The sequence below is a fragment of the Saccharopolyspora cebuensis genome (assembly GCF_039542665.1).
In the GTDB taxonomy this organism is placed as follows: domain Bacteria; phylum Actinomycetota; class Actinomycetes; order Mycobacteriales; family Pseudonocardiaceae; genus Saccharopolyspora; species Saccharopolyspora cebuensis.
Map to the genome: position 1 here is coordinate 26711 of NZ_BAABII010000016.1, position 24320 is coordinate 51030.

28 protein-coding genes are annotated in these 24320 nt (G+C 74.3%); 15 read left to right on the forward strand and 13 right to left on the reverse strand.

Features of this window, described 5'->3' with window-relative positions; all coding sequences use genetic code 11:
* Positions 1–33: 33 nt before the first annotated feature.
* The 4 genes from ABD976_RS20265 to ABD976_RS20280 form a co-directional block, all read right to left on the reverse strand.
* A complete protein-coding gene (locus tag ABD976_RS20265; protein ID WP_345365529.1) occupies positions 34–846 on the reverse strand; it encodes an SDR family NAD(P)-dependent oxidoreductase in 813 nt (270 codons plus the stop codon).
* Between the two features lie 317 nt (positions 847–1163).
* Positions 1164–1850 (reverse strand): phosphonatase-like hydrolase, encoded by a 687-nt coding sequence (locus ABD976_RS20270; RefSeq protein WP_345365531.1) that lies wholly within the window; start codon positions 1848–1850, stop codon positions 1164–1166.
* Positions 1847–2974 (reverse strand): TIGR03364 family FAD-dependent oxidoreductase, encoded by a 1128-nt coding sequence (locus tag ABD976_RS20275; RefSeq protein WP_345365533.1) that lies wholly within the window; start codon positions 2972–2974, stop codon positions 1847–1849. Before ABD976_RS20275 ends, ABD976_RS20270 begins: the two co-directional genes overlap by 4 nt.
* Before the next feature lie 63 nt (positions 2975–3037).
* The gene (locus ABD976_RS20280; RefSeq protein ID WP_345365535.1) at positions 3038–3775 is read right to left on the reverse strand and encodes a GntR family transcriptional regulator; all 738 of its coding nucleotides are present in this window, start codon (positions 3773–3775) and stop codon (positions 3038–3040) included.
* A 189-nt stretch (positions 3776–3964) separates the two neighbouring features.
* Between ABD976_RS20280 and ABD976_RS20285 the strand changes: the two genes are divergently transcribed.
* Positions 3965–4672, forward strand: a complete 708-nt coding sequence (locus tag ABD976_RS20285; protein WP_345365537.1) for an IclR family transcriptional regulator — start codon at positions 3965–3967, stop codon at positions 4670–4672.
* A 40-nt stretch (positions 4673–4712) separates the two neighbouring features.
* On the opposite strand, the gene ABD976_RS20290 is transcribed toward ABD976_RS20285, so the two are convergent.
* The 5 genes from ABD976_RS20290 to ABD976_RS20310 are packed head-to-tail and all read right to left on the reverse strand — an operon-like array spanning position 4713 to position 9484.
* Positions 4713–6152 carry an FAD-dependent oxidoreductase gene (locus ABD976_RS20290; RefSeq protein ID WP_345365539.1) on the reverse strand — a complete coding sequence of 480 codons (1440 nt, stop codon included), beginning with the start codon at positions 6150–6152 and terminating at the stop codon, positions 4713–4715.
* Positions 6145–6966 carry an SDR family NAD(P)-dependent oxidoreductase gene (locus tag ABD976_RS20295; protein ID WP_345365541.1) on the reverse strand — a complete coding sequence of 274 codons (822 nt, stop codon included), beginning with the start codon at positions 6964–6966 and terminating at the stop codon, positions 6145–6147. The genes ABD976_RS20290 and ABD976_RS20295 overlap by 8 nt, the downstream gene beginning before the upstream one ends.
* A 48-nt stretch (positions 6967–7014) precedes the next feature.
* Complete coding sequence (locus tag ABD976_RS20300; protein ID WP_345365543.1) at positions 7015–7404, reverse strand: nuclear transport factor 2 family protein; 390 nt, start codon at positions 7402–7404, stop codon at positions 7015–7017.
* A complete protein-coding gene (locus ABD976_RS20305; protein WP_345365545.1) occupies positions 7401–8159 on the reverse strand; it encodes an SDR family NAD(P)-dependent oxidoreductase in 759 nt (252 codons plus the stop codon). Before ABD976_RS20305 ends, ABD976_RS20300 begins: the two co-directional genes overlap by 4 nt.
* Positions 8156–9484, reverse strand: coding sequence for an MFS transporter (locus ABD976_RS20310; protein WP_345365547.1), 1329 nt, complete (start codon positions 9482–9484; stop codon positions 8156–8158). Before ABD976_RS20310 ends, ABD976_RS20305 begins: the two co-directional genes overlap by 4 nt.
* Positions 9485–9727: 243 nt before the next feature.
* Between ABD976_RS20310 and ABD976_RS20315 the strand changes: the two genes are divergently transcribed.
* The 11 genes from ABD976_RS20315 (at position 9728) to ABD976_RS20365 (ending at position 17993) form a co-directional block, all read left to right on the forward strand.
* Positions 9728–10246: a MarR family winged helix-turn-helix transcriptional regulator gene (locus ABD976_RS20315; RefSeq protein WP_345365549.1), complete on the forward strand. Its 519-nt coding sequence runs from the start codon at positions 9728–9730 to the stop codon at positions 10244–10246.
* 129 nt (positions 10247–10375) lie between these two features.
* Positions 10376–11572, forward strand: coding sequence for a homogentisate 1,2-dioxygenase (locus ABD976_RS20320; RefSeq protein ID WP_345365551.1), 1197 nt, complete (start codon positions 10376–10378; stop codon positions 11570–11572).
* Complete coding sequence (locus ABD976_RS20325; RefSeq protein WP_345365553.1) at positions 11569–12432, forward strand: hypothetical protein; 864 nt, start codon at positions 11569–11571, stop codon at positions 12430–12432. The genes ABD976_RS20320 and ABD976_RS20325 overlap by 4 nt, the downstream gene beginning before the upstream one ends.
* Complete coding sequence (gene fahA, locus ABD976_RS20330) at positions 12429–13613, forward strand: fumarylacetoacetase (RefSeq protein ID WP_345365555.1); 1185 nt, start codon at positions 12429–12431, stop codon at positions 13611–13613. The genes ABD976_RS20325 and fahA overlap by 4 nt, the downstream gene beginning before the upstream one ends.
* Complete coding sequence (locus ABD976_RS20335) at positions 13610–14374, forward strand: CoA transferase subunit A (protein WP_345365557.1); 765 nt, start codon at positions 13610–13612, stop codon at positions 14372–14374. The genes fahA and ABD976_RS20335 overlap by 4 nt, the downstream gene beginning before the upstream one ends.
* Complete coding sequence (locus ABD976_RS20340) at positions 14371–15015, forward strand: CoA transferase subunit B (protein ID WP_345365559.1); 645 nt, start codon at positions 14371–14373, stop codon at positions 15013–15015. Before ABD976_RS20335 ends, ABD976_RS20340 begins: the two co-directional genes overlap by 4 nt.
* Positions 15016–15273: 258 nt before the next feature.
* Positions 15274–15399 carry a hypothetical protein gene (locus tag ABD976_RS20345; RefSeq protein ID WP_345365561.1) on the forward strand — a complete coding sequence of 42 codons (126 nt, stop codon included), beginning with the start codon at positions 15274–15276 and terminating at the stop codon, positions 15397–15399.
* A gap of 68 nt (positions 15400–15467) precedes the next feature.
* The gene (folP, locus tag ABD976_RS20350; protein ID WP_345366833.1) at positions 15468–16280 is read left to right on the forward strand and encodes a dihydropteroate synthase; all 813 of its coding nucleotides are present in this window, start codon (positions 15468–15470) and stop codon (positions 16278–16280) included.
* Between the two features lie 67 nt (positions 16281–16347).
* Complete coding sequence (locus tag ABD976_RS20355) at positions 16348–16701, forward strand: DUF488 domain-containing protein (protein ID WP_345365563.1); 354 nt, start codon at positions 16348–16350, stop codon at positions 16699–16701.
* A gap of 106 nt (positions 16702–16807) precedes the next feature.
* Complete coding sequence (locus ABD976_RS20360) at positions 16808–17317, forward strand: DUF5709 domain-containing protein (protein WP_345365565.1); 510 nt, start codon at positions 16808–16810, stop codon at positions 17315–17317.
* A gap of 259 nt (positions 17318–17576) precedes the next feature.
* Positions 17577–17993 (forward strand): FHA domain-containing protein, encoded by a 417-nt coding sequence (locus ABD976_RS20365; protein ID WP_345365567.1) that lies wholly within the window; start codon positions 17577–17579, stop codon positions 17991–17993.
* On the opposite strand, the gene ABD976_RS20370 is transcribed toward ABD976_RS20365, so the two are convergent.
* Entirely contained in the window at positions 17978–19480 is a 1503-nt protein-coding gene (locus ABD976_RS20370) for a molybdopterin-dependent oxidoreductase (protein WP_345365569.1), read from the reverse strand. The genes ABD976_RS20365 and ABD976_RS20370 overlap by 16 nt on opposite strands.
* 78 nt (positions 19481–19558) lie before the next feature.
* On the opposite strand from ABD976_RS20370, the gene ABD976_RS20375 reads away from it, so the two are divergent.
* Genes ABD976_RS20375 through ABD976_RS20385 form a run of 3 tightly spaced genes read left to right on the forward strand, consistent with a single transcriptional unit; the run spans position 19559 to position 22367 of the window.
* Positions 19559–20884, forward strand: coding sequence for a molybdopterin-dependent oxidoreductase (locus ABD976_RS20375; protein ID WP_345365571.1), 1326 nt, complete (start codon positions 19559–19561; stop codon positions 20882–20884).
* On the forward strand, positions 20884–21342 hold the full coding sequence (locus ABD976_RS20380; RefSeq protein ID WP_345365573.1) for a hypothetical protein: 459 nt from the start codon (positions 20884–20886) through the stop codon (positions 21340–21342). Before ABD976_RS20375 ends, ABD976_RS20380 begins: the two co-directional genes overlap by 1 nt.
* Entirely contained in the window at positions 21330–22367 is a 1038-nt protein-coding gene (locus ABD976_RS20385) for an NAD-dependent epimerase/dehydratase family protein (protein WP_345365575.1), read from the forward strand. Before ABD976_RS20380 ends, ABD976_RS20385 begins: the two co-directional genes overlap by 13 nt.
* Positions 22368–22371: 4 nt before the next feature.
* Here the strand turns inward: ABD976_RS20385 and ABD976_RS20390 are convergent, their stop codons facing one another.
* From ABD976_RS20390 to ABD976_RS20400, 3 genes are read right to left on the reverse strand one after another with little or no spacing between them, the layout of a single operon-like run.
* Positions 22372–22977: a methyltransferase domain-containing protein gene (locus ABD976_RS20390; RefSeq protein ID WP_345365577.1), complete on the reverse strand. Its 606-nt coding sequence runs from the start codon at positions 22975–22977 to the stop codon at positions 22372–22374.
* Positions 22974–23654 (reverse strand): TIGR04282 family arsenosugar biosynthesis glycosyltransferase, encoded by a 681-nt coding sequence (locus ABD976_RS20395; RefSeq protein ID WP_345365579.1) that lies wholly within the window; start codon positions 23652–23654, stop codon positions 22974–22976. The genes ABD976_RS20390 and ABD976_RS20395 overlap by 4 nt, the downstream gene beginning before the upstream one ends.
* Positions 23651–24313, reverse strand: a complete 663-nt coding sequence (locus ABD976_RS20400; RefSeq protein WP_345365581.1) for a glycosyltransferase family 2 protein — start codon at positions 24311–24313, stop codon at positions 23651–23653. The genes ABD976_RS20395 and ABD976_RS20400 overlap by 4 nt, the downstream gene beginning before the upstream one ends.
* Positions 24314–24320 lie beyond the last annotated feature (7 nt).

The window sequence follows — 24320 nt, forward strand, 5'->3', positions numbered from 1 at the left end:
GTTCGTGCGGAGGGATTCGGCGGCATCGGAGCCTCACACCATCAGGGCGCCGCCGGAGGGCGACAGCGTCTGGCCGGTGAAGTGCCGTCCGGCGTCGGAGGCCAGGAACAGGACGGTGCGGCCGACTTCGCCGGGGTCGGCGACGCGCTTGAGGGGTTGCAGCGCCAGCAGCGCCTCGACGTGGTCCGCGCCGGACGCGGTGAACATGGCGGTGTCGACACCGGCGGGCGCCAAGGCGTTGACGCGGATGTCGAACGGCGCCAGTTCGGCGGCCGCGGACTTGGTCAACCCGACGATGGCGGCTTTGGACGCCGGGTAGTAGGCGGGCATGGGCAGGCCGATGAGCCCGGCGACCGAGGCGAAGTTGACGATGCAACCGCCACCGGCGTTCTTGAGCAGCGCGACGGCGGCGCGGATGGCGTAGAAGGTGCCGTTGAGGTTGATGGCGACGACGCGGTCGAAGTCGGCGTCGGTGATGCCGCCCAGGAACTCGGGGTGGAAGGTCTCGCCGGTCTTGGCGGCGGTGACCATCCGGTCGTTGATGCCGTCGACCCAGGCCTGCTGCGGCGCGCCCGGGGTGGACACGCCCGCGGCGTTGACCAGGATGTCCAGCTTGCCGTGGTCGGCCCCGACCTGGGCGAAGACCTCCTCGATCCCGGCCGAGTCGGACACGTCCACGGCGAAGCCGCGGGCGCGCGGCAGGGCGCTGAACTCGCCGTCCAGCGCGTCGCGCCGGAGGTCGATGCCGTAGACGGTCGCCCCGGCGTCGGTCAGCGCCTTCGCCGTGGCCAGGCCCATGCCGGAGGCGGCTCCGGTCACGACCGCGATGGCGTCGTCCACTCTCATGCGGTTCTTCCTGTCGTCGCGGGACATCGATGCTCGTGCGCGCGGCCACCGCCGCGGGATGCGGCGAGCATGCCAAAGAAACTAGACACCTGTCCAGATCCAACGACAAGAAACGTGGACAATCTGTCCAAGTCTGCGTCCCGTTTCGGCGGAGATCCGTCCGATCACCGCTCGCAGCCGTCACCGCCCACGGCCGGTCAGCTCTCGTCCGGCGCCGAGAGCCTGCGGTCAGCGCGGTGGCCGATTGCGCGGTCTCCGGCCCGGCCGACAGCACTGCGCGCCCGGCGGATTCCCCGCCGGGCGCGCGAGCACCCCGATCAGCTCGGCAGGCCCAGGGCGGCCGGGAGGTCGCCGATCCCGGCGAGGACGTCGGTGGCGCCCGCGGCGCGCAGCTCGGCTTCGCCGTGCGCCCCGGTGCGCACCCCGTAGACCGCGCCCGCCCCGGCGCGGAGCCCGCTGAGCACGTCCGAGGTGGTGTCGCCGACGACGACCATCGCCCGCACCGAGCTCGCCCCGGTGCGCAGCAGCGCGGTCAGCGGCAGGTCCGGGTGCGGCCGGCCGCGGCCCGCGGTGGCCGGGCACAGCGCGACGTCGGCGGTCTCCCGCCAGCCCAGCGCGTCGAGGATCGCCTCCTGGGTGGCCTGGGCGAAACCGGTGGTCAGCGCGATCCGCACGTCGGCGGCGCGCAGCGCGGCGAAGGTCCGCTCGGCGCCCGGCAGCGGGGTGCACCACCCCTCGGACACCAGCTCGGCGTAGGCGGTCTCGAAGGCCTCGTTGGCCTCCTGCGCCCGCTGCTCGTCACCGCCGGTGAGGTGCCGGAACACGGTGATCTTCGACTGGCCCATCGTGGCGCGCACGTGCTCCAGCAGCGGCTCGGGGCCGTCCGGGCCGATCAGCCCGGTGCGGTCGGCCGCGGCGCGGAAGGCGCGCTCCACCAGGCCGTCGTCGGCGACGGTGGTCCCGGCCATGTCGAACACGACCAGTTCGACGGACTCGGCGCTCATGCTGTCTCCTCCTGCTCGGACGCGATCTGGTCCAGGACCGACTCGGCCAGCCCCATGCTGGTGGTCATCCCGATCCCGGTGGTGACGGTGACGACCCGCACGCCCGGCAGCGGTCGCTCCACCATGAACTCGTGCTCGGGCGCGCTGGCGTAGACGCCCTGCCACCGCTCCCGCACCCGCGGTGCGCGGCCGAACAGCCGCTCGGTCTCGGCGAGCAGCACCTCGAAGCCGCGCTCGTCCTGGAACGGCGGCGCCGCGCGGTCGCGGGCGTGGGTGTCGCCGACGATGGTGCTGCCGTCGGGCAGCCCGGTGTACATCTGGTTGAGGTCGAACCCGGCGAGCTCGGGGTGCTCGGCGTGCAACCGGTCGCGCAGCGCGGTGGTGCTCGGGCAGTCCCGGAAACCGGAGTAGCGCACCATCGACCAGCCGGTGAACACCGGCAGCGGCAGCGCGGCCCCGAGATCGGCGCGCAGCATGTGCAGCCGGCACCGCTGCACCCGGTAGGCGTCGGCGATCTCCGGGAACAGGTCGCCGACGTCGTGGTTGAGCGCGACGACGACGTGGTCGGCGGTGAAGGTGCCGCGCGTGGTGCGCACCGAACCGGGTTCCACGCCGAGCACCGCGGTGTCCCGGTGGAAGGCGACGCCCTGCTCGGCCAGCCAGGCGGCGATGGCCGGGGCGGCGCTGCGCGGGTCGACCTGGAAGCACCAGGGCAGCAGCGCGCCGCCGCGCAGGGCCGGATCGGCGATCGGGGCGCGGGCGGTGACCTCGTCGGGGTCGAGCAGCCGGATCTCGTCGGCCTCCCGCAGTTCGGCGAACTCGCGCAGCACCTGCCACTCGTCCTCGGCGCGGGCGACGGCGAGGGTGCCCTGCTCGCGGTGCCAGAAACCGGCCCGCCGGGCCAGTTCCAGCCAGTGCGGCCGTCCGGCCCGGGCGAACTCCAGGGCGCGGCCGGACTGGGCGGTCACGCAGCAGTGCCCGAAGTTCTGCACCGAGGAGCCGGTGGTGGCGGCGCTGCGGTCGAGGACGGCGACCGACAGGCCGCGGCGGTGGGCGTGGTAGGCGTGCGCGAGGCCGACGATGCCCGCGCCCGCGATCACGACGTCGTGGCGGGGTGGATGCACGGGACGATCCTGTCCTGGTCGGCCCCGTCTTGTCCATACAAGTTCTGTCTTGTCACGACATGTTCACCCGGTGATCGTCCTCGGGTCCTCCCCGCCGAGCGCGTTGGTGATCGTGAAGGTGACCCGTTCCGGCCGGTAGCGGTCGTCGGAGTGCTCGAAGGGCACCCCCGCGGCGGTGCGGCTGGTCCGGCGCTGGCGCAGCAGCGGGGCCCCGCGCTCGATCCCCAGCGCCTCGGCGTCCACCTCGTCGGCGAGCACCGCGTCGAGCACGTGGGTGATGGCGGCGAAGTCGGCGCCGCGCGCGGTGAGGTGCTCGGTGATCGACCCGCTGTCCGGGTCGAAGGACAGCAGGTGCCCGCCGACGTCCTCGGTGAACGCGCTGCGCTCGACCAGCACCGGCTCGCCGTCGAGGTAGCGGGCCCGCAGCACCACCACGACGAAGTCGTCCGGACCGAGCCCGAGCGCCTCGGCGACCGGTCCGGGCGCCCGCCTGCGCGCCACCTCCAGCGTCCGGCTGCCGGGTTCCCGGCCGCAGTCGCGCGCCCACCGGGAGAACGGGGTGAAGCTCCGCAGGCTCTGGCTGGGCTCCGGGCTGCGCACCACCGGCGGGCGCCCCTGGGCGGCGGTGATCAGCCCTTCGGCCTTCAGCGCGGCCAGGGCCTGCCGGACCGGTCCCCGGCTGACGCCCCACCGGCGGCACAGCGCCGACTCCGAGGGCAGCGCCTCGCCGACCGCGCGCCGCCCGGTGCGGATGTCCTCGCGCAGCGCGTCGGCGATGAGCCGGTGCCGTGGTTGTGCCATGACCGCCTCCCCGGTGTCCGTCGCGGGCACGGTACCGCCCCCGGCCGCGCGACCCCTCGCCGGTCCACTGCGGACTCCGCTGTCCGTCTGCTGTGGACACCGCGGCGGGAGCGCCGGGCGGCCGGGTCCGCGCGCCGCGCAGCGACGTAGAATCGGCGCCGACGACGCGCCCAGCACCCCAGGACGACCATGAACGCGAAGGAACCCGGCGGGTCCCCGGTGGCGGGGGCCCAGACCCTCGACCGCGGCATCCGGGTCCTCTGGCACCTCGCCGGAGAGCCCGACGGCGCGACGCTGACCGAGATGGCCCGGTCGCTGGGGTTCAACCGCAACGCGCTGCACCGGATGCTGGAGACGCTGGCGGCGCACGACCTGGTGCGCCGCACCGAGGACAAGCGGTTCCACCTGGCGCACGGCCTGGTCGAGCTCGCCGCGGCGGTGGACGGCGACCTGCGGGCGCTGGCCCGTCCGGTGCTCACCGAGCTCGCCGACGCGGTGCTGGCCACCGCGCACCTGATGGTGCCGATCAGCGACGCCGAGGTGCAGGCGGTGCTCGTCGTGGAACCGAGGCTGACCGCGGCGCACATCGCCTTCCGCACCGGGCAGCGGCACCCGCTGCGCCGGGGGTCCGGCGGGCTGGCGATCCTGGCCGGTCGCCCGGCGCGCGAGGACGATCCCGCCGAGGTCGTGGAGGCCCGCGCGCAGGGCTACGCGGTCTCCACCGGCCAGGTGGTGCCCGGGGTGATCGGGGTGTCGGTGCCGGTGCCCGCACCGCCGGGCCGCGCGGAGGCCAGCCTGGGGGTCTCCCTGGTCGACCCGGACGCGGTCGAGAAGGTGACCCCCGAGCTGGTCGAGGCCGCGCGGCGGCTCAGCGCGCAGTTGTTCGCCGCCGGATAGCACCGGTCAGCTAGCGCCTGTGCTCCTGGGGCCTGTGCTCCTAGTGCCTGTGCTCCTGGGAGCTGTGCCGCCGCGCGGCCTCGGAGCCCGCGGTCCGGCCCAGCACGAGGGCGTGCGCCACCGAGTTGCCGCCACCGACGTAGCGCTCGCCGAGCACGCCGCCCGCCGCCTCCCCGGCCGCGTACAGGCCCGGCACCGCGCGTCCGGCGGTGTCCAGCACCCGCGCCCGGTCGTCGATGCGCAGGCCGGTGTGGGTGCACACCAGCTCGCCCGGCACCATGCGCACGGCGTGGAACGGGCCGGTCGCCACCGGGGCGAGGTGCGGGTCGGCCCCTTTGGCGGCCAGCGATTCGTGGCGCAGGAAGTCCTCGTCCACGCCCGCCGTCATCAGCGCGTTGAACCGCTCGACGCTCGCGGTCAGGTTCCGCGCCGGGACGTCGATCAGCGCGGCCAGCTCGTCGAGGGTGCCGGCCCGGCGCACCACGCCCGACTCGACCTCGGCCAGCACCCGTTCGGCGGTCCAGTCCGCGTAGCCGGGCGGCAGCGCGGTGCGCGCGGCCTCGTCGAAGACCGCCCACACCCAGCCGCCGTGGTCGGCCAGGATGCCGGGGCTCACCGCGTACGGCGCGTCCTCGTCCATGCACCGGTTGCCCCGGGAATCGACGTGGAGCCGGGACGGCGGCGGGAAGCCGCTGCGCCAGTGGTGGAAGCGCTGGAACTCGGCGGTGACCAGCAGCAGCCCCCAGCCGGAGCCGAACAGCGCGAGGTCGTGCCGCTCGGCCAGGCGGACGTGGTCGCCCCGGCTGCCCGGCGCGGCCACCACGAACAGGTGCTCGCCGGCGATCGCGGCGTCGGGGAGGTGCTCGCGCACCAGGTCCGGGTCGCGGGCCAGCCCGCCGCTGGCCACCACCACCGACTCCGCGGTGACCGAGGCGTCGTCGACCACCACGCCGCGCACCCCGTCCGGGCCGAGCAGCAGGTCGGTGGCCCGGCTGCCCAGCGCGAGGTCCACGCCGAGGCGCCGCCGGGCCCGGTCCAGCGCCAGCACGAGCCCGTAGCCCTGGTCTACGGGCACGTGCCCGCGCCACACGTCCTCCACGCCCGCGCGGGTCAGGCCCGGGGTGTGCGCGTCGCCCGAGAACCGCGCGGGGATCTCGACGCCCAGGTCGAGCAGCCAGTCGACCACCGGTCCGGAGCGTTCGCAGAACGCGCGGGTCGGCCCGGGCAGCACCCGCCACTGGTTGAGGTCCATGTAGTGCTGGAACATCCGCGCCGGCGAGTCGGCCACGCCGAGCTCGCGCTGCACGCCGGTGGCCGAGGCGGTGAGCATCCCCGCGGAGAGCTGCGTCGAACCGCCGATCTCGTCCTCGGATTCCAGCACCAGCACCCGGAGGCCGCCTTCGGCGGCCGACACCGCGGCGGCCAGCCCGGCGCCGCCCGCACCGATCACCACCAGGTCGTAGTCGTGCTCCTCAGACATGCTGGGAGCCCCCGTCGACGGGCAGCACGGCACCGGTGATGTAGCGGGCGCTGTCGGAGAGCAGGAACTGCAACGCCCCGAAGACCTCGACGGGCGCGCCCACCCGGCGCAGCGGGACCGTGCTCAGCGCCCGGTCCAGGGCGGCCGGGTCCTCCCGCACCCAGCGGGTCATCTCGGTGTCGACGAAGCCGGGCGCGATCGCGTTGACCCGGATGTCGTCGGGCCCCAGCTCGACGGCCATGCAGCTGGTCAGGTGCCGGACGGCGGCCTTGGAGGAGTTGTAGGCCGCGCGGGTCACCCGGACCCGGACCCCGGCCACCGAGGCCATGTTCACGATCGCGCCGCCCCCGTGCCGCCGCAGGTGGCGGGCCGCGGTCTGCCCGCCGTAGACGACACCGTTGACGTTGACCTGGTAGGTGGCGGTGACCTGGTCCGGCGGGATGTCGGTGAACCCGGCCTGCGGGAACACGCCCGCGTTGTTCACCCAGTGGTCGACGCGGCCGAACTCCTCCAGCCCGGCCGCCAGCAGCGCGTCGTGGTCGTCGGGGTCGGTGACGTCGGTGCGGCGGGCCAGCACGCGGCCCGCGCCTTCGGCGGCACCGCTGTTGATCTTGTCGGCCAGCGCGGCCATGCCGTCGCCGTCGATGTCGCCGCCCACCGCGTGCACGCCGCGCCGGGCCAGCTCCTCGACGAACACCGCGCCCATGCCGCGCGCGGCACCGGTCACCACGACCACCTTGCCCACGAGCTCGGGGTAGCTCGCGGTCAGCGGTGCGGCGTTGGCCCGCGTCGGGTTGCTGCTGGACTCAGTCATGGGAATCTCTCCTGGTGTGCTGCGGGCGCCGGGCGGCGCCCGCGGGGATCAGTCGACGGAGACCGCGCGTTCGGCGATCAGCCACCGCCCGTCGACGCGGACGAGGCGGTCCCGCAGCGTCGCGACCCGCAGGATCCGCACCGCGCCGTCGGATTCGGTGCGCACGACGAGCAAGGTCGAGCGGGCCACCAGTGCGTCCGCGCCGCCGGGATCGACGCAGGTGCCGGTGACGACGTGGCGGGTGCGGGGGTTGGCCGGCGCGAACGCGGCGGCGAACCGGGTGAGCGCGGCCCGCCCGCGCACCGGCTCCGGGTAGGTGGGGGAGCGGAACACGCCGTCCGCGGTGAACGTCGCGGCCCACCCCGGCCCGTCCCCGCCGTCGATGGCGTGGGACTGGCGGCCGAGCAGGTCGAGGACTTCGGGCAACGCGGTGCTCATCGGTCCGCCAGGGCGCCGGTGATGCGGTGGTAGGTCCCGCCGGAGACCAGCCCGCCGTCGACCACCAGCTCGGTGCCGTTGACGTAGGAGGCGTCGTCGGAGAGCAGGAACGCCACCGCGCGGGCCACCTCCTCCGGGGTGGCGAGCCGCCCGGCCGGGACCGACCGCAGGCTCTCCTCGACGAACCGGGGGTCGCCGGAGTGCAGCAGCGGGGTGTCCACCAGCCCCGGGTGCACCGAGTTCACCCGCACGCCGCGGTCGGCGAGCTCCAGCGAGCCCACTTTGGACAGTCCGCGCACCGCCCACTTGGTCGTGCCGTAGGTCGCCGAGAAGTAGCCGAGCATCCCGGCGATCGACGACACGTTGACCACCGAGGCGCCCGGCGCCAGCGCGGGGGACAGGAACTTCATGCCGTAGAAGACGCTGGAGAGGTTCACCTCCAGCACCCGGTGCCAGTCGGCCACGGACGTCTCGGCGATGCCGGCGCGGAAGCTGATCCCGGCGTTGTTCACCAGCCCGTGCAGCGGGCCGTCGAGCGCGGTGGCCAGCTCCTGCCACCCGTCCGGGTCGGTGACGTCGAGGTGGTGGGCCCGGCAGCGGTCCCCGCCTTCGGCGGCGGTCGACTCGGCCGCGGCGAGGTCGATGTCGGTGACCAGGACCGAGGCGCCTTCGGCGGCCAGCGCGAGCGCTTCGGCGCGGCCCATCCCGCCGCCCGCTCCGGTCACCACCACGGTGCGGCCGTCGAAGCGGCTCATCGCGCCAGCTCCTTCCCCTTGGTCTCGGTGACGGTGATGGCGGCGCCGAGGCTGATCAGCGCGCACGCGACGAAGAACCACGACGGCGCCAGGTGGTTCCCGCTCGTGCTGACCAGCAGCGTCGCGATGAACGGGGCGGTGCCCCCGAGCAGCATGTTGGTGATGTTGTTGCCCAGCGCGATGCCGCTGTAGCGGAACCGGGCCCGCAGCATTTCCGCGTAGGCGGCGAAGGACACGCCGTTGACCACCGAGATGCAGATCAGCAGCACGGCCGGGGCGAACAGGGCGAGCGCGGCGGGGCCGTCGGCCATGAGCATGAACATCGGCACGCCGAGCACCGCCGCGGCCACCGAGCCGCCGATCAGCACCGGGCGGCGGCCGAACCGGTCGCCCAGGTACCCGGCGACGGGCAGCGTGATCACGCCGACGACCATCGCGACGCAGGTGGCGGTGAAGGCGAACTGCGGCGAGCGCCCGCCCGCGGTCTGCAGGTACGTGGCCGAGTAGACCGAGGCGATGTAGTAGCCCCCGGTGATCACCGCGCCCAGCAGGACGATCCGCACGATCTGCTGCCAGGCGGTGCGCACCAGCTCGAACAGCGGGACCTCGGCGACCTCGTCGTCGTCCTTGAGCTCCTCGAACTGCTCGGTCTCCGACAGCGAGCTGCGGATCCACAGGCCGATCAGTCCGATCACGACGCTGAGCAGGAACGGCAGCCGCCACGCCCACGCGGTGACCTGCTCGGCGGTGAACAGCGAGGTCACGCCCAGCGCCATCAGGGAGGCGAACAGCGAGCCGAGGTAGGTGCCGGAGTTGACCATCGAGGTCTGGAACGCCCGCCACCGCCGGGGCGCGTGCTCGGAGACGAACGAGTTCGCCCCGCCGAGCTCCCCGCCCGCGGCGAAGCCCTGCAGGCACCGCGCCAGGGTCAGCAGCGCGGTCGCCCAGACGCCGAGGGTGGCGTAGGTGGGCAGCAGTCCCATCAGCGCGGTGGCCGCGGCCATCAGCAGGATGGTCCAGGTCAGCGCCTTCTTGCGGCCGTACTTGTCGCCGATGTGGCCGAAGAAGATGCCGCCGGGCACCCGGAGGAAGAAGGCCACCGCGAACGCCGCGAAGGTGCCCAGCAACGCGGCCGTGGGATCCTCGGCGACGAAGAAGTGCGTGCTGATCAGGGTGGCCATGTAGCCGTAGATCCCGAAGTCGTAGTACTCGACGACGGTGCCCAGGATGGCGCCGCGGATCACCTTGGCGTTGGCCTTGTCGGGGCGCGGTCCGGCCTGGTCCTCGGCAGGAGCGGATACACCCCCGGACGTGGAATTCACCATTGAATGTCCTTACTGGCCCCTCCGGGAGCCGGAGCCGCATCGGAGGTGAGTTCAAATAGTGAGCTGAGCGCTCAATTAACGGGAAGTATAGGAAGGCTGTCCCGGTCTTGGCAATGGTCCGCCGCCGCGAACGGCCGGTGCGATCCAGCGGTCAGTGCGATCCCGGCCGGTCGCGGGTGCGGCGCGCGGGTTCCATGAGATAGTTCAGGTATTGATTAGTTCGCCGCGACGGTGGGAGTGCGCATGTCCGAGCTGGACTTCTGGTCGTTCGTCGAGCGCGCCAACCGCCGGCTGGCCGCCGAGTACGGCTTCCGCCACCAGTTGGCGACCGAGGTCCTGCTGACCCTGAACCGGGCGTCCAACATCGTCACCTACGACCTGGAGGCGGCGGTGCACCGGCCCCGTGGCCGGTCCTGGTCGGGCTTCCGGCTGATGTTCGTGACCTGGCTGGCCGGTCCGCTGGAGCCGAAGAAGGCCGCCGAACTCACCGGGATGAGCCGCGCGGCGGTGTCCAACCTGGCCAAGGGCCTGGTCGGGGACGGGCTGCTGGCCCGCGCCCCCGGGGAGCGCGACGGCCGGTCGGTGCTGCTGTCGCTGACCGAGGCGGGGCACCAGGAGATCGTCGAGGTCTTCCAGGCGCACAACGACCGCGAGCACGAGTGGACCAGCGTGCTCACCGAGACCGAGCAGCGCATCCTCGTGATGCTGCTGGACAAGCTGATCACCAACCGGGACCAGTTCGACGTCCGCGGCCGCAACTGAGCGCCCGCCCGCCGCGGTGCCGGGAACCGAGCACCCGGGCGGGTCTTGCGGTCCCGCCGAGTTGGTAAATACATTAACTACCCGCGCCGCGGGCGATCCGGCCCCAGGTCTCAGCGAGGAGGCGAGGTCATGGCGTACTACCGGCAGATCGGTGAGGTGCCGCCGAAACGGCACACCCAGCACCGCGGGCCCGACGGCGGGCTCTACTACGAGGAGCTGATGGGGGAGGAGGGATTCTCCAGCGACTCCTCGCTGCTCTACCACCGCGCGTTCCCGTCCGCGCTGGTCGACTCGACCGAGTGGGAGCTGCCCGACCTGACCACCGAGCCGAACCACCCGCTGCGCCCCCGGCACCTCCGGCTGCACGAGCTGACCGGCGCCGACGGGGTCGCCGAGCGCGACGTCGTCACCGGGCGGCGCCTGGTCCTGGGCAACGCCGACGTGCGGATCTCCTACGTCGTCGCCGGGGCGGCGTCCCCGCTGTACCGCAACGGGATCGGCGACGAGTGCGTCTACGTGGAATCCGGCTCCGGCACCGTGGAGACGGTGTTCGGCGCGCTGCCCTTCCGCGCCGGTGACTACGTGGTCCTCCCCCGGGCCACCACGCACCGCTGGGTGCCCGCGGGCGAGGAGCCGGTGCGGGCCTACTGCATCGAGGCGAACTCGCACATCACCCCACCGCGCCGCTACCTGTCCCGGTTCGGGCAGCTCCTGGAGCACGCGCCGTACTGCGAGCGCGACCTGCACGGGCCGACCGAACCGCTGCTGGCCACGGGCACCGACGTCGAGGTGCTGGTCAAGCACCGCGCCAGCACCGGGATCGTGGGCACCCGCTTCGTCGTCCCGGAGCACCCGTTCGACGTGGTCGGCTGGGACGGCTGCCTGTACCCCTACACCTTCAACGTCGCCGACTTCGAGCCGATCACCGGGCGCGTGCACCAGCCGCCGCCGGTGCACCAGGTCTTCGAGGGCGAGAACTTCGTGATCTGCAACTTCGTGCCGCGCAAGGTGGACTACCACCCGCTGTCGATCCCGGTGCCCTACTACCACTCCAACGTCGACTCCGACGAGGTCATGTTCTACTGCGGTGGCGACTACGAGGCCCGCAAGGGCTCCGGCATCGGCCAGGGCTCGATCTCGCTGCACCCGGGCGGCCACTCGCACGGTCCGCAGCCCGGCGCCTACGAGCGCAGCATCGGGGTGGAGTTCTTCGACGAGCTGGCCGTCATGGTCGACACCTTCCGCCCGCTCGAACTGGGCGAGGGCGGGCGCGCCGCCGAGGACCCGGAGTACGCCTGGACGTGGGCGGGAGGGCGGCGCCGGTGAGCGAGCTGCCCGCGTTCGCCCGCGCGCTCTGCGACGACGCCGCGGTGTTCCCCCCGGGGCTGGCACCGCTGGCCGAGGCGGTGCCCGCGCACCGCGCGCACCGCGCCGCCGCGCACGCCGACCTGGTCGGGCCGCTGGTGGTGGGCGCTCCGGCGGTGCCCGAGCTCGGCGGGCTGATCACCGACGCGCTGGACCTCGCGGTGACCGCCCCGGGAGGGCCGGCGCAGCTCGCGGGGCTGTTCGCCGACCTCGCCGGGCTGCCGGTGCGGTTGGCGGCCCTGGAGGTCGCCGTGCCGGACGAGGCCGCCCCCGCCGCGTTCCTGGCCGAGCTGGACCGGGCGTGCGCGCCGGTCCCGGAGGTCGCGGTGTTCGTCGAGGTCCCCCGGGACGACCGGCGCCCGGACCTGCTCCGGGCCCTGGCCGGGACGCGGTACCGGGCCAAGTTCCGCACCGGCGGGGTCACCGCCGAACTGCACCCGGACGAGGCCGAGCTGGCCGCCGCCGTGCACGCCGCCGTCGGTGCCGGGATCCCGTTCAAGGCCACCGCCGGGCTGCACCACGCGCTGCGCAACACCGATCCGCGCACCGGGTTCGAGCAGCACGGCTTCCTGAACCTGCTGCTGGCCACCGACGCCGCCGCCGACTGCGCCGATCCGGCGGAGATCGCCGCGGTGCTGGCCGAGCGGGACGGCGAGCCGATCGCCCGGCGGGTGGCCGCCCTGGACGCCCACCGGGTCGCGGCCGTGCGCGCCCGGTTCCTGTCCTTCGGCACCTGCAGCATCATCGAGCCGCTGACCGAGCTGGTGGACCTGGGCCTGGTGCCCGCCGCCGCTCGCGGCGGAGGAGGGGACCACCCGTGACCGTCATCGACATCCCCGAAGGTTCGCCCTTCGGTCCCGCCAACCTGCCCTACGGGGTGTTCTCGACCCCGGGGACCGCGCCGCGCGTCGGGGTCCGCGTCGGCGACTCGGTGCTGGACCTCGCCGTCGCGCTGGACGAGGAGGTGTTCGCGCGGCCGACGCTGAACCCGTTCATGGCCCAGGGCCACGCCCGCTGGGTGCAGGTGCGGGAGCGGATCACCGCGCTGATCGCCGGCGAGGTGCCGGACGCCGCGGTGCACCCGGTGGCCGAGGTGGAGCTGCACCTGCCGTTCGAGGTCGCCGACTACGTCGACTTCTACGCCTCGGAGCACCACGCCACCAACCTCGGCAGGCTGTTCCGCCCGAACGCCGAGCCGCTGATGCCGAACTGGAAGCACCTGCCGGTCGGCTACCACGGCCGCTCCGGGACCGTGGTGGTCTCCGGCACCGACATCGCGCGCCCGAACGGGCAGCGCAAGGCGCCCGACGAGGAGGCGCCCACCTTCGGGCCGTGCCGCCGGCTCGACATCGAGGCCGAGCTGGGCTTCGTCGTCGGCACCGGTTCCGAGCTCGGCAGCCCCGTGCCCTGCGAGGAGTTCGCCACCCGCGTCTTCGGCGCGGTGCTGGTCAACGACTGGTCCGCCCGCGACATCCAGGCCTGGGAGTACGTCCCGCTGGGCCCGTTCCTCGGCAAGAGCTTCGCCACCTCGGTCTCCCCGTGGGTGGTGCCGCTGCTCGCGCTGGAGGCCGCGCGGGTGCCGACCCCGGAGCAGGACCCGCGCCCGCTGCCCTACCTGCGGGAGGGCGAGCCGTGGGGCCTGGACATCGACCTCGCGGTGGACTGGAACGGTCGGCGCGTGGCGAACCCCCCGTACCGGGAGATGTACTGGTCGCCCGCGCAGCTGCTGGCGCACCTGACGGTGAACGGCGCTTCCACTCGGACGGGTGACCTTTACGCCTCGGGTACGATCTCCGGGCCGGAGAAGGACCAGCGCGGTGCGTTCATCGAACTGACCTGGGGCGGTAAGGAACCGATCGAGATCGGCGGTTCCGAACGCACCTTCCTGCAGGACGGTGACGAGGTCGTGATCTCGGCCACCGCTCCGGGTGCGGACGGGACGCGGATCGGGTTCGGCCAGGTCTCCGGCCGGATCGTGCCTGCAGAAGGAGGAGCGCGTTGAGCAAGGTGGTCGCGACACCGGCCGAAGCCGTCGCGGACATCGGAGACGGTGCGTCGCTGGCGGTCGGCGGGTTCGGGGTGTGCGGCATCCCGGACCGCCTCATCGCGGCGATCGCCGCCGGTACGGCGTCCCGCTTGGAAGTCTTCTCGAACAACTGCGGCGTGGACGGCCACGGGCTCGGGGTGCTGCTCGACGCCGGTCGCATCGGGCGGGTCACCGCCTCCTACGTCGGGGAGAACAAGGAGTTCGCGCGGCAGTACCTCTCCGGTGAGCTGGAGGTGGAGCTGGCCCCGCAGGGCACGCTGTCCGAGCGGCTGCGCGCGGGCGGCGTCGGCATCCCGGCGTTCTACACCCCGGCCGGGGTGGGCACCCCGATCGGGGACGGCGGGCTCCCGTGGCGCTACCGCGCCGACGGCTCGGTGGAGGTCAGCTCCCCGCCCAAGGAGGTCCGCGTCTTCGACGGCCGCCGCTACCTGATGGAGCGCGCGATCAACGCCGACTTCTCGCTGGTGCACGCCGAGATCGGCGACACCGACGGCAACCTGGTGTTCAACAAGACCGCGATGAACTTCAACCCGCTCGCCGCGATGGCGGGCCGGATCGCGATCGCCGAGGTGGAGCGCCTGGTGGAGCCCGGGGAGATCGATCCGGCGCAGGTGCACCTGCCCGGCGTGTTCGTGCAGCGCGTGGTGCACACCGGTGAGCAGGACAAGGTGATCGAGAAGCGCACCGTGCGCGCAGCTGAGGAGGGTCGGGCATGAGCGAGAACGCGGGCTGGTCCCGGACCGGCATGGCGGCGCGGGCCGCGCAGGAGCTGCGGGCCGGGGAGTACGTCAACCTGGGCATCGGGCTGCCGACGCTGATCCCGGGGCACCTGCCGGAGGGCGTCGACGTCATCCTGCACAGCGAGAACGGCATCCTGGGCACCGGGCCGTACCCGCTGGAGGAGGAGATCGACCCGGACCTGATCAACGCGGGCAAGGAGACGGTGACGGTCCGGGCCGGGGCGTCGTTCTTCGACTCGGCGCTGTCGTTCGGGATGATCCGCGGCGGGCACATCGACACCGCCGTGCTCGGCGGGATGCAGGTCGGCGCCAACGGCGACCTGGCCAACTGGATGGTCCCGGGCAAGATGGTCAAGGGCATGGGCGGTGCCATGGACCTGGTCCACGGCGCGCGCCGGGTGATCGTGCTGATGGAGCACACCACCCGAGACGGCGGCCCCAAGCTGCTGGAGCGGTGCACGCTGCCGCTGACCGGTGCGGGCGTGGTCAACCGGGTCATCACCGACCTGGCCGTGATCGACGTGGTGGGCGGCGCCCTGGTGCTGCGGGAGACCGCCCCCGGAGTCTCCGAGGACGAGGTCCGCGCGGCCACCGGCACCGACCTCCGGGTGGCCTGACTCCACCACCCGCTCAGGTGACCTTTACCCAGGTGAGGGGCACCCTTGCCCAAGTAACTCGGACAAGGGTGCCCCTCACTCATGGCGCGAACGGGTGAACGGATCCGGCGGGGACGGTGCGTCGGGCTGGTCCCGGGGCCGGGCGTCGGTGCTGGTCGGGGCTGTGCTGTCCTGGTCGGGTCGCTGCGGCTATGCTCGGCGGCATCCGATCATGACCAGGACGCGGCCGGACGCGCCGCGAGGACCGGAGGCGCGTGCGTGCTCCGCGGGCACCGGTGCGCCGCGCCCGGTCGGCGGGCCAGGGAGCTGACCATGAACACCACGCCCACCGGGGAGTTCCCGGACGTCGACGCGACCGCGCGGCGCGGTGCGGGCCGGTGGTGAGCCCCGAGGTCCCCGGTCCGGTGCCGCGCTTCCGGGGCAGGCGGGTGCGCCAGGACCGCCCGCTGATCATGGCGATCCTCAACCGCACCCCCGATTCGTTCTACGACCGGGGCCGCACCTACGCCTTCGACGCGGCGGTGGCCGCGGTGGACCGGAAGGTCGCCGACGGGGCCGACATCATCGACATCGGTGGGGTGAAGGCCGCCCCGGGCGCCGAGGTCGACGTCGCGGAGGAGATCGAGCGCACCGCGCCCTTCGTCGCCGCCGTCCGCGCCGCGCACCCCGACCTGGTGATCAGCGTGGACACCTGGCGCCACGAGGTCGGCCGGGCGGTGTGCCAGGAGGGCGCCGACCTGCTCAACGACACCTGGGCGGGCGCCGACCCGGCGCTGGTCGAGGTGGCCGCCGAGTTCGGCACCGGGTACGTCTGCTCGCACACCGGTGGCGCGGTGCCGCGCACCCGCTCGTTCCGGGTGCACTACCCCGACGTGGTGGCCTCGGTGGTCGAGGAGACGACCGCGCGGGCCGAGCGGGCGGTCGCCGCCGGGGTCCCGCGGGAGGGGGTCCTGATCGACCCGACGCACGACTTCGGCAAGAACACCTGGCACGGCCTCGAACTGCTGCGCCGCACCGGGACCCTGGTGGCGACCGGGTGGCCGGTGCTCATGGCGCTGTCCAACAAGGACTTCGTCGGGGAGACCCTCGGCGCCGACGTGCCCGACCGGCTCCCGGGCACGCTGGCCGCTACCGCGCTGGCCGCGCACGCCGGCGCCGCGGTGTTCCGGGCGCACGACGTGCCGGAGACGCGGCAGGTGCTGGAGATGGTCGCGACCGTGGACGGTCGGCGCCCCCCGACCTCCTGCGTGCGCGGCCTGGCCTGACCCGGCGCTCGGGTGCCGCACGTGCGGTCCGCCGCCACACTGGTCGTGCCCCACGAGAGGAGATCCGATGGGACAGGTCCGGGTGCGGCGCGTGCAGGAGGAGGCCGACGCCGCCGACGGCAGCCGGGTGCTGGTCGACCGGGTGTGGCCGCGCGGGATCAGCAAGTCCGCCGCCCGGCTGGACCGGTGGTGCAAGGAGGTGGCGCCGTCCACCGAGCTGCGGCACTGGTACGGCCACGACGTCGAGCGCTTCGACGAGTTCCGCCGCCGCTACCGCGCCGAACTGGACGATCCGGAGCGCTCGGCGGCGTTGGAGGAGCTGCGCGGCTACGCCGCGGACGGCGACCTCACGCTGCTCACCGCGACCAAGGAACCCGGCATCAGCCACGCCAGGGTGCTCGCCGACCTGCTCGGCGGCTGAGCGCCGTCGGGCACCCGGCGGCGCGCCGGGGGATAGTGGCACTCGCGTCGCGGGGCGGTGCGGCCGCAGCCGCGCGAGGACGCCGACCGCGCGAGGGAGGTGCCGCATGACGGGACCGGACGAAGGCCCCCGGGAGACGATCGGGGAGGACGACGGGGTGCTCGACCCCGCCGACTCGCTGGAGACCGACGACCTCGATGCCGACCCGCTGGACACCGGCATCGAAGCGGCCGACCGCTGGTCCTCCTTCGAGAGCAAGGGCACCACGGCCGACGAGACGCGGCGCGGCGAGTCGCTCGACGAACTGCTGTCCGAGGAGGAAGCGGACGCCGCGGACGAGTCGGTGGACGACCGCTGGGCGGGCGGTCCGGGACCCCGGTCCGGGCGGCTGGTGGCCGACGACGAGCGGGCCGACGCCGACGAGCTGCTGGCCTCGGACACCGGTGCGGACAGCGGCGCGTCCGGGGCCGAGGAGGCCGCCGTGCACGTCACCGACCAGGACGCCGACCGCCGCGCGGTGCGCGCCGATCCGGACGAGGAATCCCTCGACGAGGCCATCGCCAACATGGAGGCCGACGACCTCGGCGACGTCGAGCGCCGCGACCGCCGCCGCTGATTCACCCGAACGGGGGTGGTGGGCGGGGACGATCGCCGCCCGGGTTGCACCCGGAACGGGGACTGCCGAACCTGGGCGGGGGACGACGTTTTCCCGAGCGCGGCAGCCGCCCCGGCCCGCGCGGTGGCGCCGCGCCCGCGCGGCAACCCGGGACGAAGGTCCTGTGCGCGATCGCGTCACCGTGTGCATGCTGGGAGTAATCGCGGGACCGCGAGGTCCACCGCGATGGCGTGACCCCTGCTGGTGAGGGAGAACGATCATGACACAGCCCGGACCCGGCGCGGTCGCCCCCCGCGGCGCCGCGCGCACCGAGGAGCTGTCCGGACCCCGGCAGGAGACCCGGTCAGCGGCCGCCGTCCCCGCCCCCCGCGCCCCCGCCGAGACCACGACGGCCGCCCTGGTGATCAGCCGGGGCGATGCCGCGGGCACCGAGTTCGCGCTCACCCGCGACCGCACCGTCGTCGGCCGCAACCGCGAGTGCGACGTCGTCGTGGACGATCCGACCGTGTCCCGCGCGCACGCCGCGGTGGTGCGGGAGGACGGGAACTTCGTGCTCGTCGACGGCGGCTCCCTCAACGGCACCTACCTGAACCGGCGCCCGGTGGACAGCGCCGTGCTGGTGGACGGCGACGAGATCTGGATCGGCAAGATCAGGTTCACCTACCGGGCGCCCTGAGCCGTGCAGAACACCGAGTGCCACCCGGTCGCGCCGTCCGGCACGGTCGGCGCGCGCCGGGGGGTCTGCGCGTCACCGGTCCGGTCGGTGGCGCGGCACTCCAGCCGGTGACCGCCCGGCGGCAGGTCCAGCTCGATCCGCCACATGCGCCAGGTGTCCCCGCTGACCTCGGTGGACAGCTGCGCGGTGCGCCACGGTCCGCCGTCCACCCGCACCTCGACGCGCTCGATGCCGACCGGCTGCGCCCAGGCGATCCCGGCGGCGGTGAACCGGCCGGCGGGGACCTTCTCGAACGGGCCGGGCCGGTCGATGCGGGACTGGGTCTTGATCGGCGCGCGCTCGGCCCAGCCGCGCTCTTCCCAGTAGGTCCGCCGGTCGAAGGTGGTCACCTCCAGGTCCACCAGCCACTTGGTCGCCGACACGTAGCCGTAGAGCCCGGAGGTCACCATCCGCACCGGGAACCCGTGCTCCGGCGGCAGCGGCTCGCCGTTCATCCCGTAGGCCAGCAGCGCGTGGCGGTCCGGTTCGGCCAGCACGTCCAGCGGGGTACCCGCCGTGTACCCGTCGGCGCTGGTGCTGAACAGCTGCTCGGCGCCGGGCAGCACCCCCGCCTCGTCGAGCAGGCTCCGGATCGGCACGCCGGTGAAGTCCGCGGTGGAGATGTACGGGCCGCCGACCTCGTTGGACACGCAGGTCAGGGTGATCGGGCGGGTGACCTGGGGGCGGCGCAGCAGGTCGGCGAAGCTCAGCTCCAGCTCCCGCTCGACCATCCCGTGCACCCGCAGCCGCCACGACGCCGGATCGACCGACGGGACCACGAACGCCGTGTCCACCCGGTAGAACTCCGCGTTCGGGGTGCGGAACGCCGGGGTGCCCAGGTCCGCGAAGTCGGCGCCCGGCGGCGGTGGCGGCGGGGTGGGCAGCCGGACCCGGATCGCCTCCCGCGCGGCGGCGGCACCGGAGCGCGCGCTGAGCAGCGCGCCGCCGAGACCGGCCAGCACCGCGCCGCCCGCGACCGCCGCGCCGGTGATCAGGAAGCGGCGCCTGCCGGGTGCGGTGCCGGCTGAACCACCGTGCAGCAGCACGAACCCGAACACCCCGACGACGGCGGCGACCAGGGCGGGCAGCGCGCCGACCGGACCGAGGTCCGGCCGGGACAGGGCGGCGAGCACGCCCAGCGCGCCGAACCCGCCGATCAGCAGCGCACCGGGCGCCGGGCCGCGCCGGGACAGCAGTCCGGCGAGGACGGCCAGCGCGAGCACCACCACCGCCATCCCGCCGAGCAGCACCGCCTTGTCCGCCGCCCCGAACCAGTCGATCGCGAACCGCTTGACCGGTTCCGGCGCCAGGTCGATGGCGGTGTTGCCGACGGACACGAACGGGGAGGAAGTCGGTCCGACCAGGCCCGCGAGCAGGTGCCCGATGCCGAGCGCGAGAGCGGTGGCGAGCACGCCGACCGCGGCGCGGCGTGCGGATTCTCGTCCCATGCCCGGTATTCGACACCGTCGGCCGAGTGGTGCGGTCGCCGAATCGCGAAACCCGTGATCGCGTGCCAGCGTGGGGCGGTGCGAGCGCAGGAGGACGACCCCGGGGGAAGGCGCTACGGCTTCCCCCGGGCCTGGTGGCGCGGGGTGGCCCGGAACCGGGTGCCGGGTTTCGGCCGGAGCCGGATCTGGCGCAGCCCGCTGCGGGGACCGTGGCTGACCGCGGTGTTCGGTGCCGTGCTGCTGGTCGGGATGCCGGTGGTGGTCGGCACCGGCCTGCTGTCCTACATCGCCTACGGTCCCCAGTTCGGCCAGGCGCTGCCCGCCGAGGTCGGGTGGTTGCGGCTGCCCGGTTTCGAGTGGCCGACCCGGCCCGCCTGGCTGTACCGCCTGACCCAGGGCGTGCACGTCGGTCTCGGCATGGTGCTGGTGCCGGTGGTGCTGGCGAAGCTGTGGTCGGTGGCGCCGAAGCTGTTAGATTGGCCGCCGGCCGCCTCGCTCGCCCAGGTGCTGGAACGGCTGACGCTGCTGCTGCTCGTCGGCTCCGTCCTGTTCGAGATCGTCACCGGGCTGCTCAACATCCAGTACGACTACGTCTTCGGGTTCAGCTTCTACACCGCGCACTACTTCGGCGCGTGGGTCTTCCTGGGCGCGTTCGTCGCCCACGTGGTGATCAAGCTGCCGGTGCTGGTGCGGTCGCTGCGCTCCCGTTCGTTGCGGGCCGAGCTGCGCACGCCGCGCTCGCGCACCCGACCGGAGCCGGTGGACGACCAGCTCGTCGCGCTCGACCCCGCCGAACCGACCGTCTCGCGGCGCGGGGCGCTGGCGCTGGTCGGTGGTGGGGCCGCCTTGGTGGCGGTGCTGACCGTCGGGCAGTCCGTCGGCGGTGCGCTGCGGTCCACGTCCCTGCTGCTGCCTCGCGGGCGGACCACCGGCGAGGGCGCGAACCGGTTCCCGGTGAACCGGACGGCCTGGGCCGCCCGGGTCACCCCGGCGTCGACCGAGGGGTGGCGGCTGCTGCTGCGCGGCGGGCCGGAGGAGCGGCGCCTGGTCATCGACGCGTTGCGCGGGATGCCGCAGCACACCGCCCGGCTGCCCATCGCCTGCGTGGAGGGCTGGTCCACCACCCAGGACTGGTCCGGGGTGCGGTTGCGCGACCTGGCCGCGCTGGCCGGGGTGCCCGAACCGGCTTCGGCGCAGGTGCGGTCGCTGGAGGTCAGCGGACCCTTCGATTCGGCGGTGTTGCAGCGCAACCAGGTCCTCGACCCGGACTCGTTGCTGGCGCTTCGGGTCAACGGGGCGCCCTTGTCGCTGGACCACGGTTATCCGGCGCGGGTGATCGTGCCCGCGATGCCCGGGGTGCACAACACCAAGTGGGTGAGTTCGATCGAATTCCGGAGGATCTGATGTTCACGCGCGGCTACGGGGCGGGCCCGGTGCACCTGCTCGTGGTGCTGGGGTGCTTCGCGCTCACCGCGGTCAGCGTCGACCTGCTCGCGGCCGAGCCGAGGACCGGTCTGGTGCTGGTGTGGTTCGCCGCGGCCGTGGTGGCGCACGACGCCGCGCTGTTCCCGCTGTACTCGCTGGCCGACCGGGCGCTGACCGCCGCGACCCGCGGTGGGCGTCGAGCGCTCAACCACGTGCGGATACCGCTGCTGGCCTCCGGGCTCCTGCTGCTGCTGTTCTTCCCGGGCATCGTGCGCCAGGGCACCGCGACGCACCTGGCCGCGACCGGGCAGGACCAGCAGCCCTACCTCGGTCGCTGGTTGCTGCTCAGCGCGACCTTCGCGGGGATCAGCGCCCTGGTGTACGGGATCCGGCTGCTGCTGGGCCGGTCCGGGGAGGAGCAGCGGTGCGCGTCCTGATCACCGGCGGGGCCGGGTTCATCGGCTCCCACCTCGCCGACCTGCTGCGCGCCGAGGACCACCAGGTCCGGCTGCTCGACGCGCTGCTGCCCGCGGCGCACGGCGGTGCGCCGCCGACCTACCTGGACGGCTTCGAACTGGTGCGCGGCGACCTGCGGGACCGGGCGGTGCTGCACCGGGCGCTGGCCGGCGTCGACGTCGTGTTCCACCAGGCGGCGATGGTCGGCCTGGAATCCGGGATGGCCGACATGCCCGACTACGTCGCCCACAACGACCTCGGCACCGCCGAGCTGCTGGCCGCGCTGGCCCGGCAGGACGTCGGCAGGCTCGTGCTGGCCGGGTCGATGGTGGTCTACGGGGAGGGCCGCTACTCCTGCGCCGAGCACGGGGTCGTGCGCCCCGGCCCGCGCACCGCCGAGGACCTGGAACGCGGCGTGTTCGACCCGCGCTGCCCCCGCTGCGGTGGACTGCTCGACCCCGGCACCGTGCCGGAGGACGCGCCGCCGGATCCGCGCAACGCCTACGCCGCCACCAAGCTGGCCCAGGAGCACCTCGCGGCGGTGTGGGCGCGGCGCACCGGGGGCTCGGCCGTCTCGCTGCGCTACCACAACGTCTACGGTCCCCGGATGCCGCGCGACACGCCCTACGCCGGAGTGGCGTCGATCTTCCGCTCGGCGCTGGCCCGCGGTGCGGCGCCCCGGGTGTTCGAGGACGGCGCGCAGCGGCGGGACTTCGTCCACGTCCGGGACGTGGCGCGGGCCAACGCGGCGGCGGCCCGCAACGCCCGCCCCGGCTTCGCCGCGTACAACGTCTGCTCCGGGCGTCCGCGCACCATCGGCGACATGGCGCGTGCGCTCGCCGGGGCGGCGGGCGGACCGGAACCGGTCACCACCGGGCAGTACCGGCTGGGCGACGTCCGGCACGTGGTGGCCGACCCGTCGAGGGCCGCCGCCGAGCTGGGCTTCACCGCCGAGGTCGGCTTCGAGGAGGGCATGGCGGAGTTCGGCACCGCGGCGCTGCGGTGAGCCGTCACGGGACGAGCAGGTCGACGAACCAGCGGTGCTCGCGGTGCAGCCGTTCGGCCGGGACGAGTCCGGTGCGCGCCGCGACCACCGCCAGCCCGGCGGCGTCGGCCTCGGCCCACGGGAACCACGGGCCCCGGTCCAGCCGGGCGAAGCCCGTGCGCAGCCCCGCGCCCGGAGCGGCCACCTCGACCAGCGCGTGCCCCCGGCGGTCCAGCAGCGCGCGCACCCGGCGCAGCAGCGCCGCCGGGTCACCGCCGATGCCGAGGTTGCCGTCGACCAGCAGCACGTGCCGCCAACGGCCTTCGTCGGGCAGCGGTTCGAACACGTCGCGCCGCAGCGCCACGCCCCCGCGCCGCAGCGTCATCCGGACGGCTTCCGGCGAGACGTCGATGCCCAGCGCCGGGATGCCGCGCGACCGCAGCGCGCTGGTGAACCGCCCCGGCCCGCACCCGATGTCCAGGGTCGGACCGGTGCAGCGGTCGATCAGGCCGAGGTCGACCGGATCGGGGTCGTCGCACCAGCGCTGCACCGGCAGCGCCGCGCGACTGCCGTCGTCGAGTTCCAGCACCGCGCCAGCCGCGCGCAGCGCCGGGTCGAACTCGCCGCTCACCGGCCGACCCCGACGTGGTGCCGCACCGCGTCGCTGAACCGCGAGTCCGGGATGAGCGCCGCCACCTGCCGGGCGTCGGCGATCGTGTCCACGTCGGCCAGCCCGGGTAGCGGGCCCACCGCGGGCAGCACGGCGCGCAGCGCCTCCTCGGTGCGCCGCCCGGTGTCCTCGGCCGACATCGCAACGCCGCGCAGCAGCCGGGCCTGCCGCGGGTCGCGCAGGCCCAGCGCCCACCAGCCGCCGTCGTCGGCCGGGCCCAGCACGGCCCCCGGGCCGCCCGCCGTCCGCAGCGGTTCGATCGACTCGGCCAGCAGCGGTCCGGTGATCTGCGGGGTGTCCATCCCGATCTGCAGCACCGGGGTGGTGGGCAGTTCCTCGGCGACCTGCCGGTGCGCCGCCGCCAGCCGTTCGGCCAGCCCGCCACCGCACTGCGGGAACACCGAGGTGCGGGCCAGCGCGTCGCCGACCTCCGCGTCGCGCCGGGCGCCGGCCAGCTCGCCGGTCCACGCCACCCGGACCGCCGCGTCCGGCACCGCGCACACCGCTTCGAGCGTGTCCAGCAGGCTCGCGGCGGCGATCTCGGCCGCGGCGACCGGACCGATCGAGGCGGCCAGCCGCGTCTTGGCCTCGCCCGGCCGCGGGGCCTTGGCCACCACGAGGATCACCGCCCGGCTCACCGCAGCACCCCGATCATGTCCCGCGCCGCGCGCGCGGTGCCCCGGATCGAGCCGGAGACCTTGGAGGTCGTGCCCGCCGCCCTCGGCCGGTAGGCGACCGGGAGCTCGCGCACCCGCCACCCCGCTCGTCCGGCGCGCAGCAGCAGTTCGAGCGGGTAGCCGAAGGCGCGGTCCTGGACGCCGAGCGCGAGCAGGTCGGCGCGCCGCGCGGCCCGGACCGGCGCCAGGTCGCGCACCGCCACCCCGTGGCGGCGCAGCAGCCCGGCCAGCAGCGCGTTGCCCGCGCGGGCGTGCCACGGCAGCACCCCGCGTTCCACCGGCACCCGCCGTCCCGCCGCCAGGTCCGCCGCCCCGGTGCGGACCAGCTCGAGCAGCGCGGGCAGTTCGGCGGGGTCGACGGAGCCGTCGGCGTCGAGCACGCAGACCAGGGCGGCGTCGGCGCGCACGAGACCGGCGTGCACCGCCGCCCCGTACCCCGGTCGGGACTCGGTCACCACGACGGCGCCGTGCGCGGCGGCGACCTCGGCCGAGCCGTCGGTGGAGCCGTTGTCGACCACCACCGCCCGGGCCCCGATGGCCCGGACCCCGTCGAGCACGCCCGGCAGCGCCGCCGCCTCGTTCAGGCAAGGCAGCACGACGTCGACCTCCGGCTCGTCCATCGCGTCC

Bases quoted from the DNA above. Each gene is read 5' to 3' on its own strand.
- ABD976_RS20265 (WP_345365529.1), bottom strand. From the start codon at position 846: ATGAGAGTGGACGACGCCATCGCGGTCGTGACCGGAGCCGCCTCCGGC.
- ABD976_RS20270 (WP_345365531.1), bottom strand. From the start codon at position 1,850: ATGAGCGCCGAGTCCGTCGAACTGGTCGTGTTCGACATGGCCGGGACC.
- ABD976_RS20280 (WP_345365535.1), bottom strand. From the start codon at position 3,775: ATGGCACAACCACGGCACCGGCTCATCGCCGACGCGCTGCGCGAGGAC.
- ABD976_RS20285 (WP_345365537.1), top strand. From the start codon at position 3,965: ATGAACGCGAAGGAACCCGGCGGGTCCCCGGTGGCGGGGGCCCAGACC.
- ABD976_RS20290 (WP_345365539.1), bottom strand. From the start codon at position 6,152: ATGTCTGAGGAGCACGACTACGACCTGGTGGTGATCGGTGCGGGCGGC.
- ABD976_RS20295 (WP_345365541.1), bottom strand. From the start codon at position 6,966: ATGACTGAGTCCAGCAGCAACCCGACGCGGGCCAACGCCGCACCGCTG.
- ABD976_RS20300 (WP_345365543.1), bottom strand. From the start codon at position 7,404: ATGAGCACCGCGTTGCCCGAAGTCCTCGACCTGCTCGGCCGCCAGTCC.
- ABD976_RS20305 (WP_345365545.1), bottom strand. From the start codon at position 8,159: ATGAGCCGCTTCGACGGCCGCACCGTGGTGGTGACCGGAGCGGGCGGC.
- ABD976_RS20310 (WP_345365547.1), bottom strand. From the start codon at position 9,484: ATGGTGAATTCCACGTCCGGGGGTGTATCCGCTCCTGCCGAGGACCAG.
- ABD976_RS20315 (WP_345365549.1), top strand. From the start codon at position 9,728: ATGTCCGAGCTGGACTTCTGGTCGTTCGTCGAGCGCGCCAACCGCCGG.
- ABD976_RS20320 (WP_345365551.1), top strand. From the start codon at position 10,376: ATGGCGTACTACCGGCAGATCGGTGAGGTGCCGCCGAAACGGCACACC.
- ABD976_RS20340 (WP_345365559.1), top strand. From the start codon at position 14,371: ATGAGCGAGAACGCGGGCTGGTCCCGGACCGGCATGGCGGCGCGGGCC.
- folP (WP_345366833.1), top strand. From the start codon at position 15,468: ATGGCGATCCTCAACCGCACCCCCGATTCGTTCTACGACCGGGGCCGC.
- ABD976_RS20355 (WP_345365563.1), top strand. From the start codon at position 16,348: ATGGGACAGGTCCGGGTGCGGCGCGTGCAGGAGGAGGCCGACGCCGCC.
- ABD976_RS20360 (WP_345365565.1), top strand. From the start codon at position 16,808: ATGACGGGACCGGACGAAGGCCCCCGGGAGACGATCGGGGAGGACGAC.
- ABD976_RS20365 (WP_345365567.1), top strand. From the start codon at position 17,577: ATGACACAGCCCGGACCCGGCGCGGTCGCCCCCCGCGGCGCCGCGCGC.
- ABD976_RS20370 (WP_345365569.1), bottom strand. From the start codon at position 19,480: ATGGGACGAGAATCCGCACGCCGCGCCGCGGTCGGCGTGCTCGCCACC.
- ABD976_RS20380 (WP_345365573.1), top strand. From the start codon at position 20,884: ATGTTCACGCGCGGCTACGGGGCGGGCCCGGTGCACCTGCTCGTGGTG.
- ABD976_RS20400 (WP_345365581.1), bottom strand. From the start codon at position 24,313: ATGGACGAGCCGGAGGTCGACGTCGTGCTGCCTTGCCTGAACGAGGCG.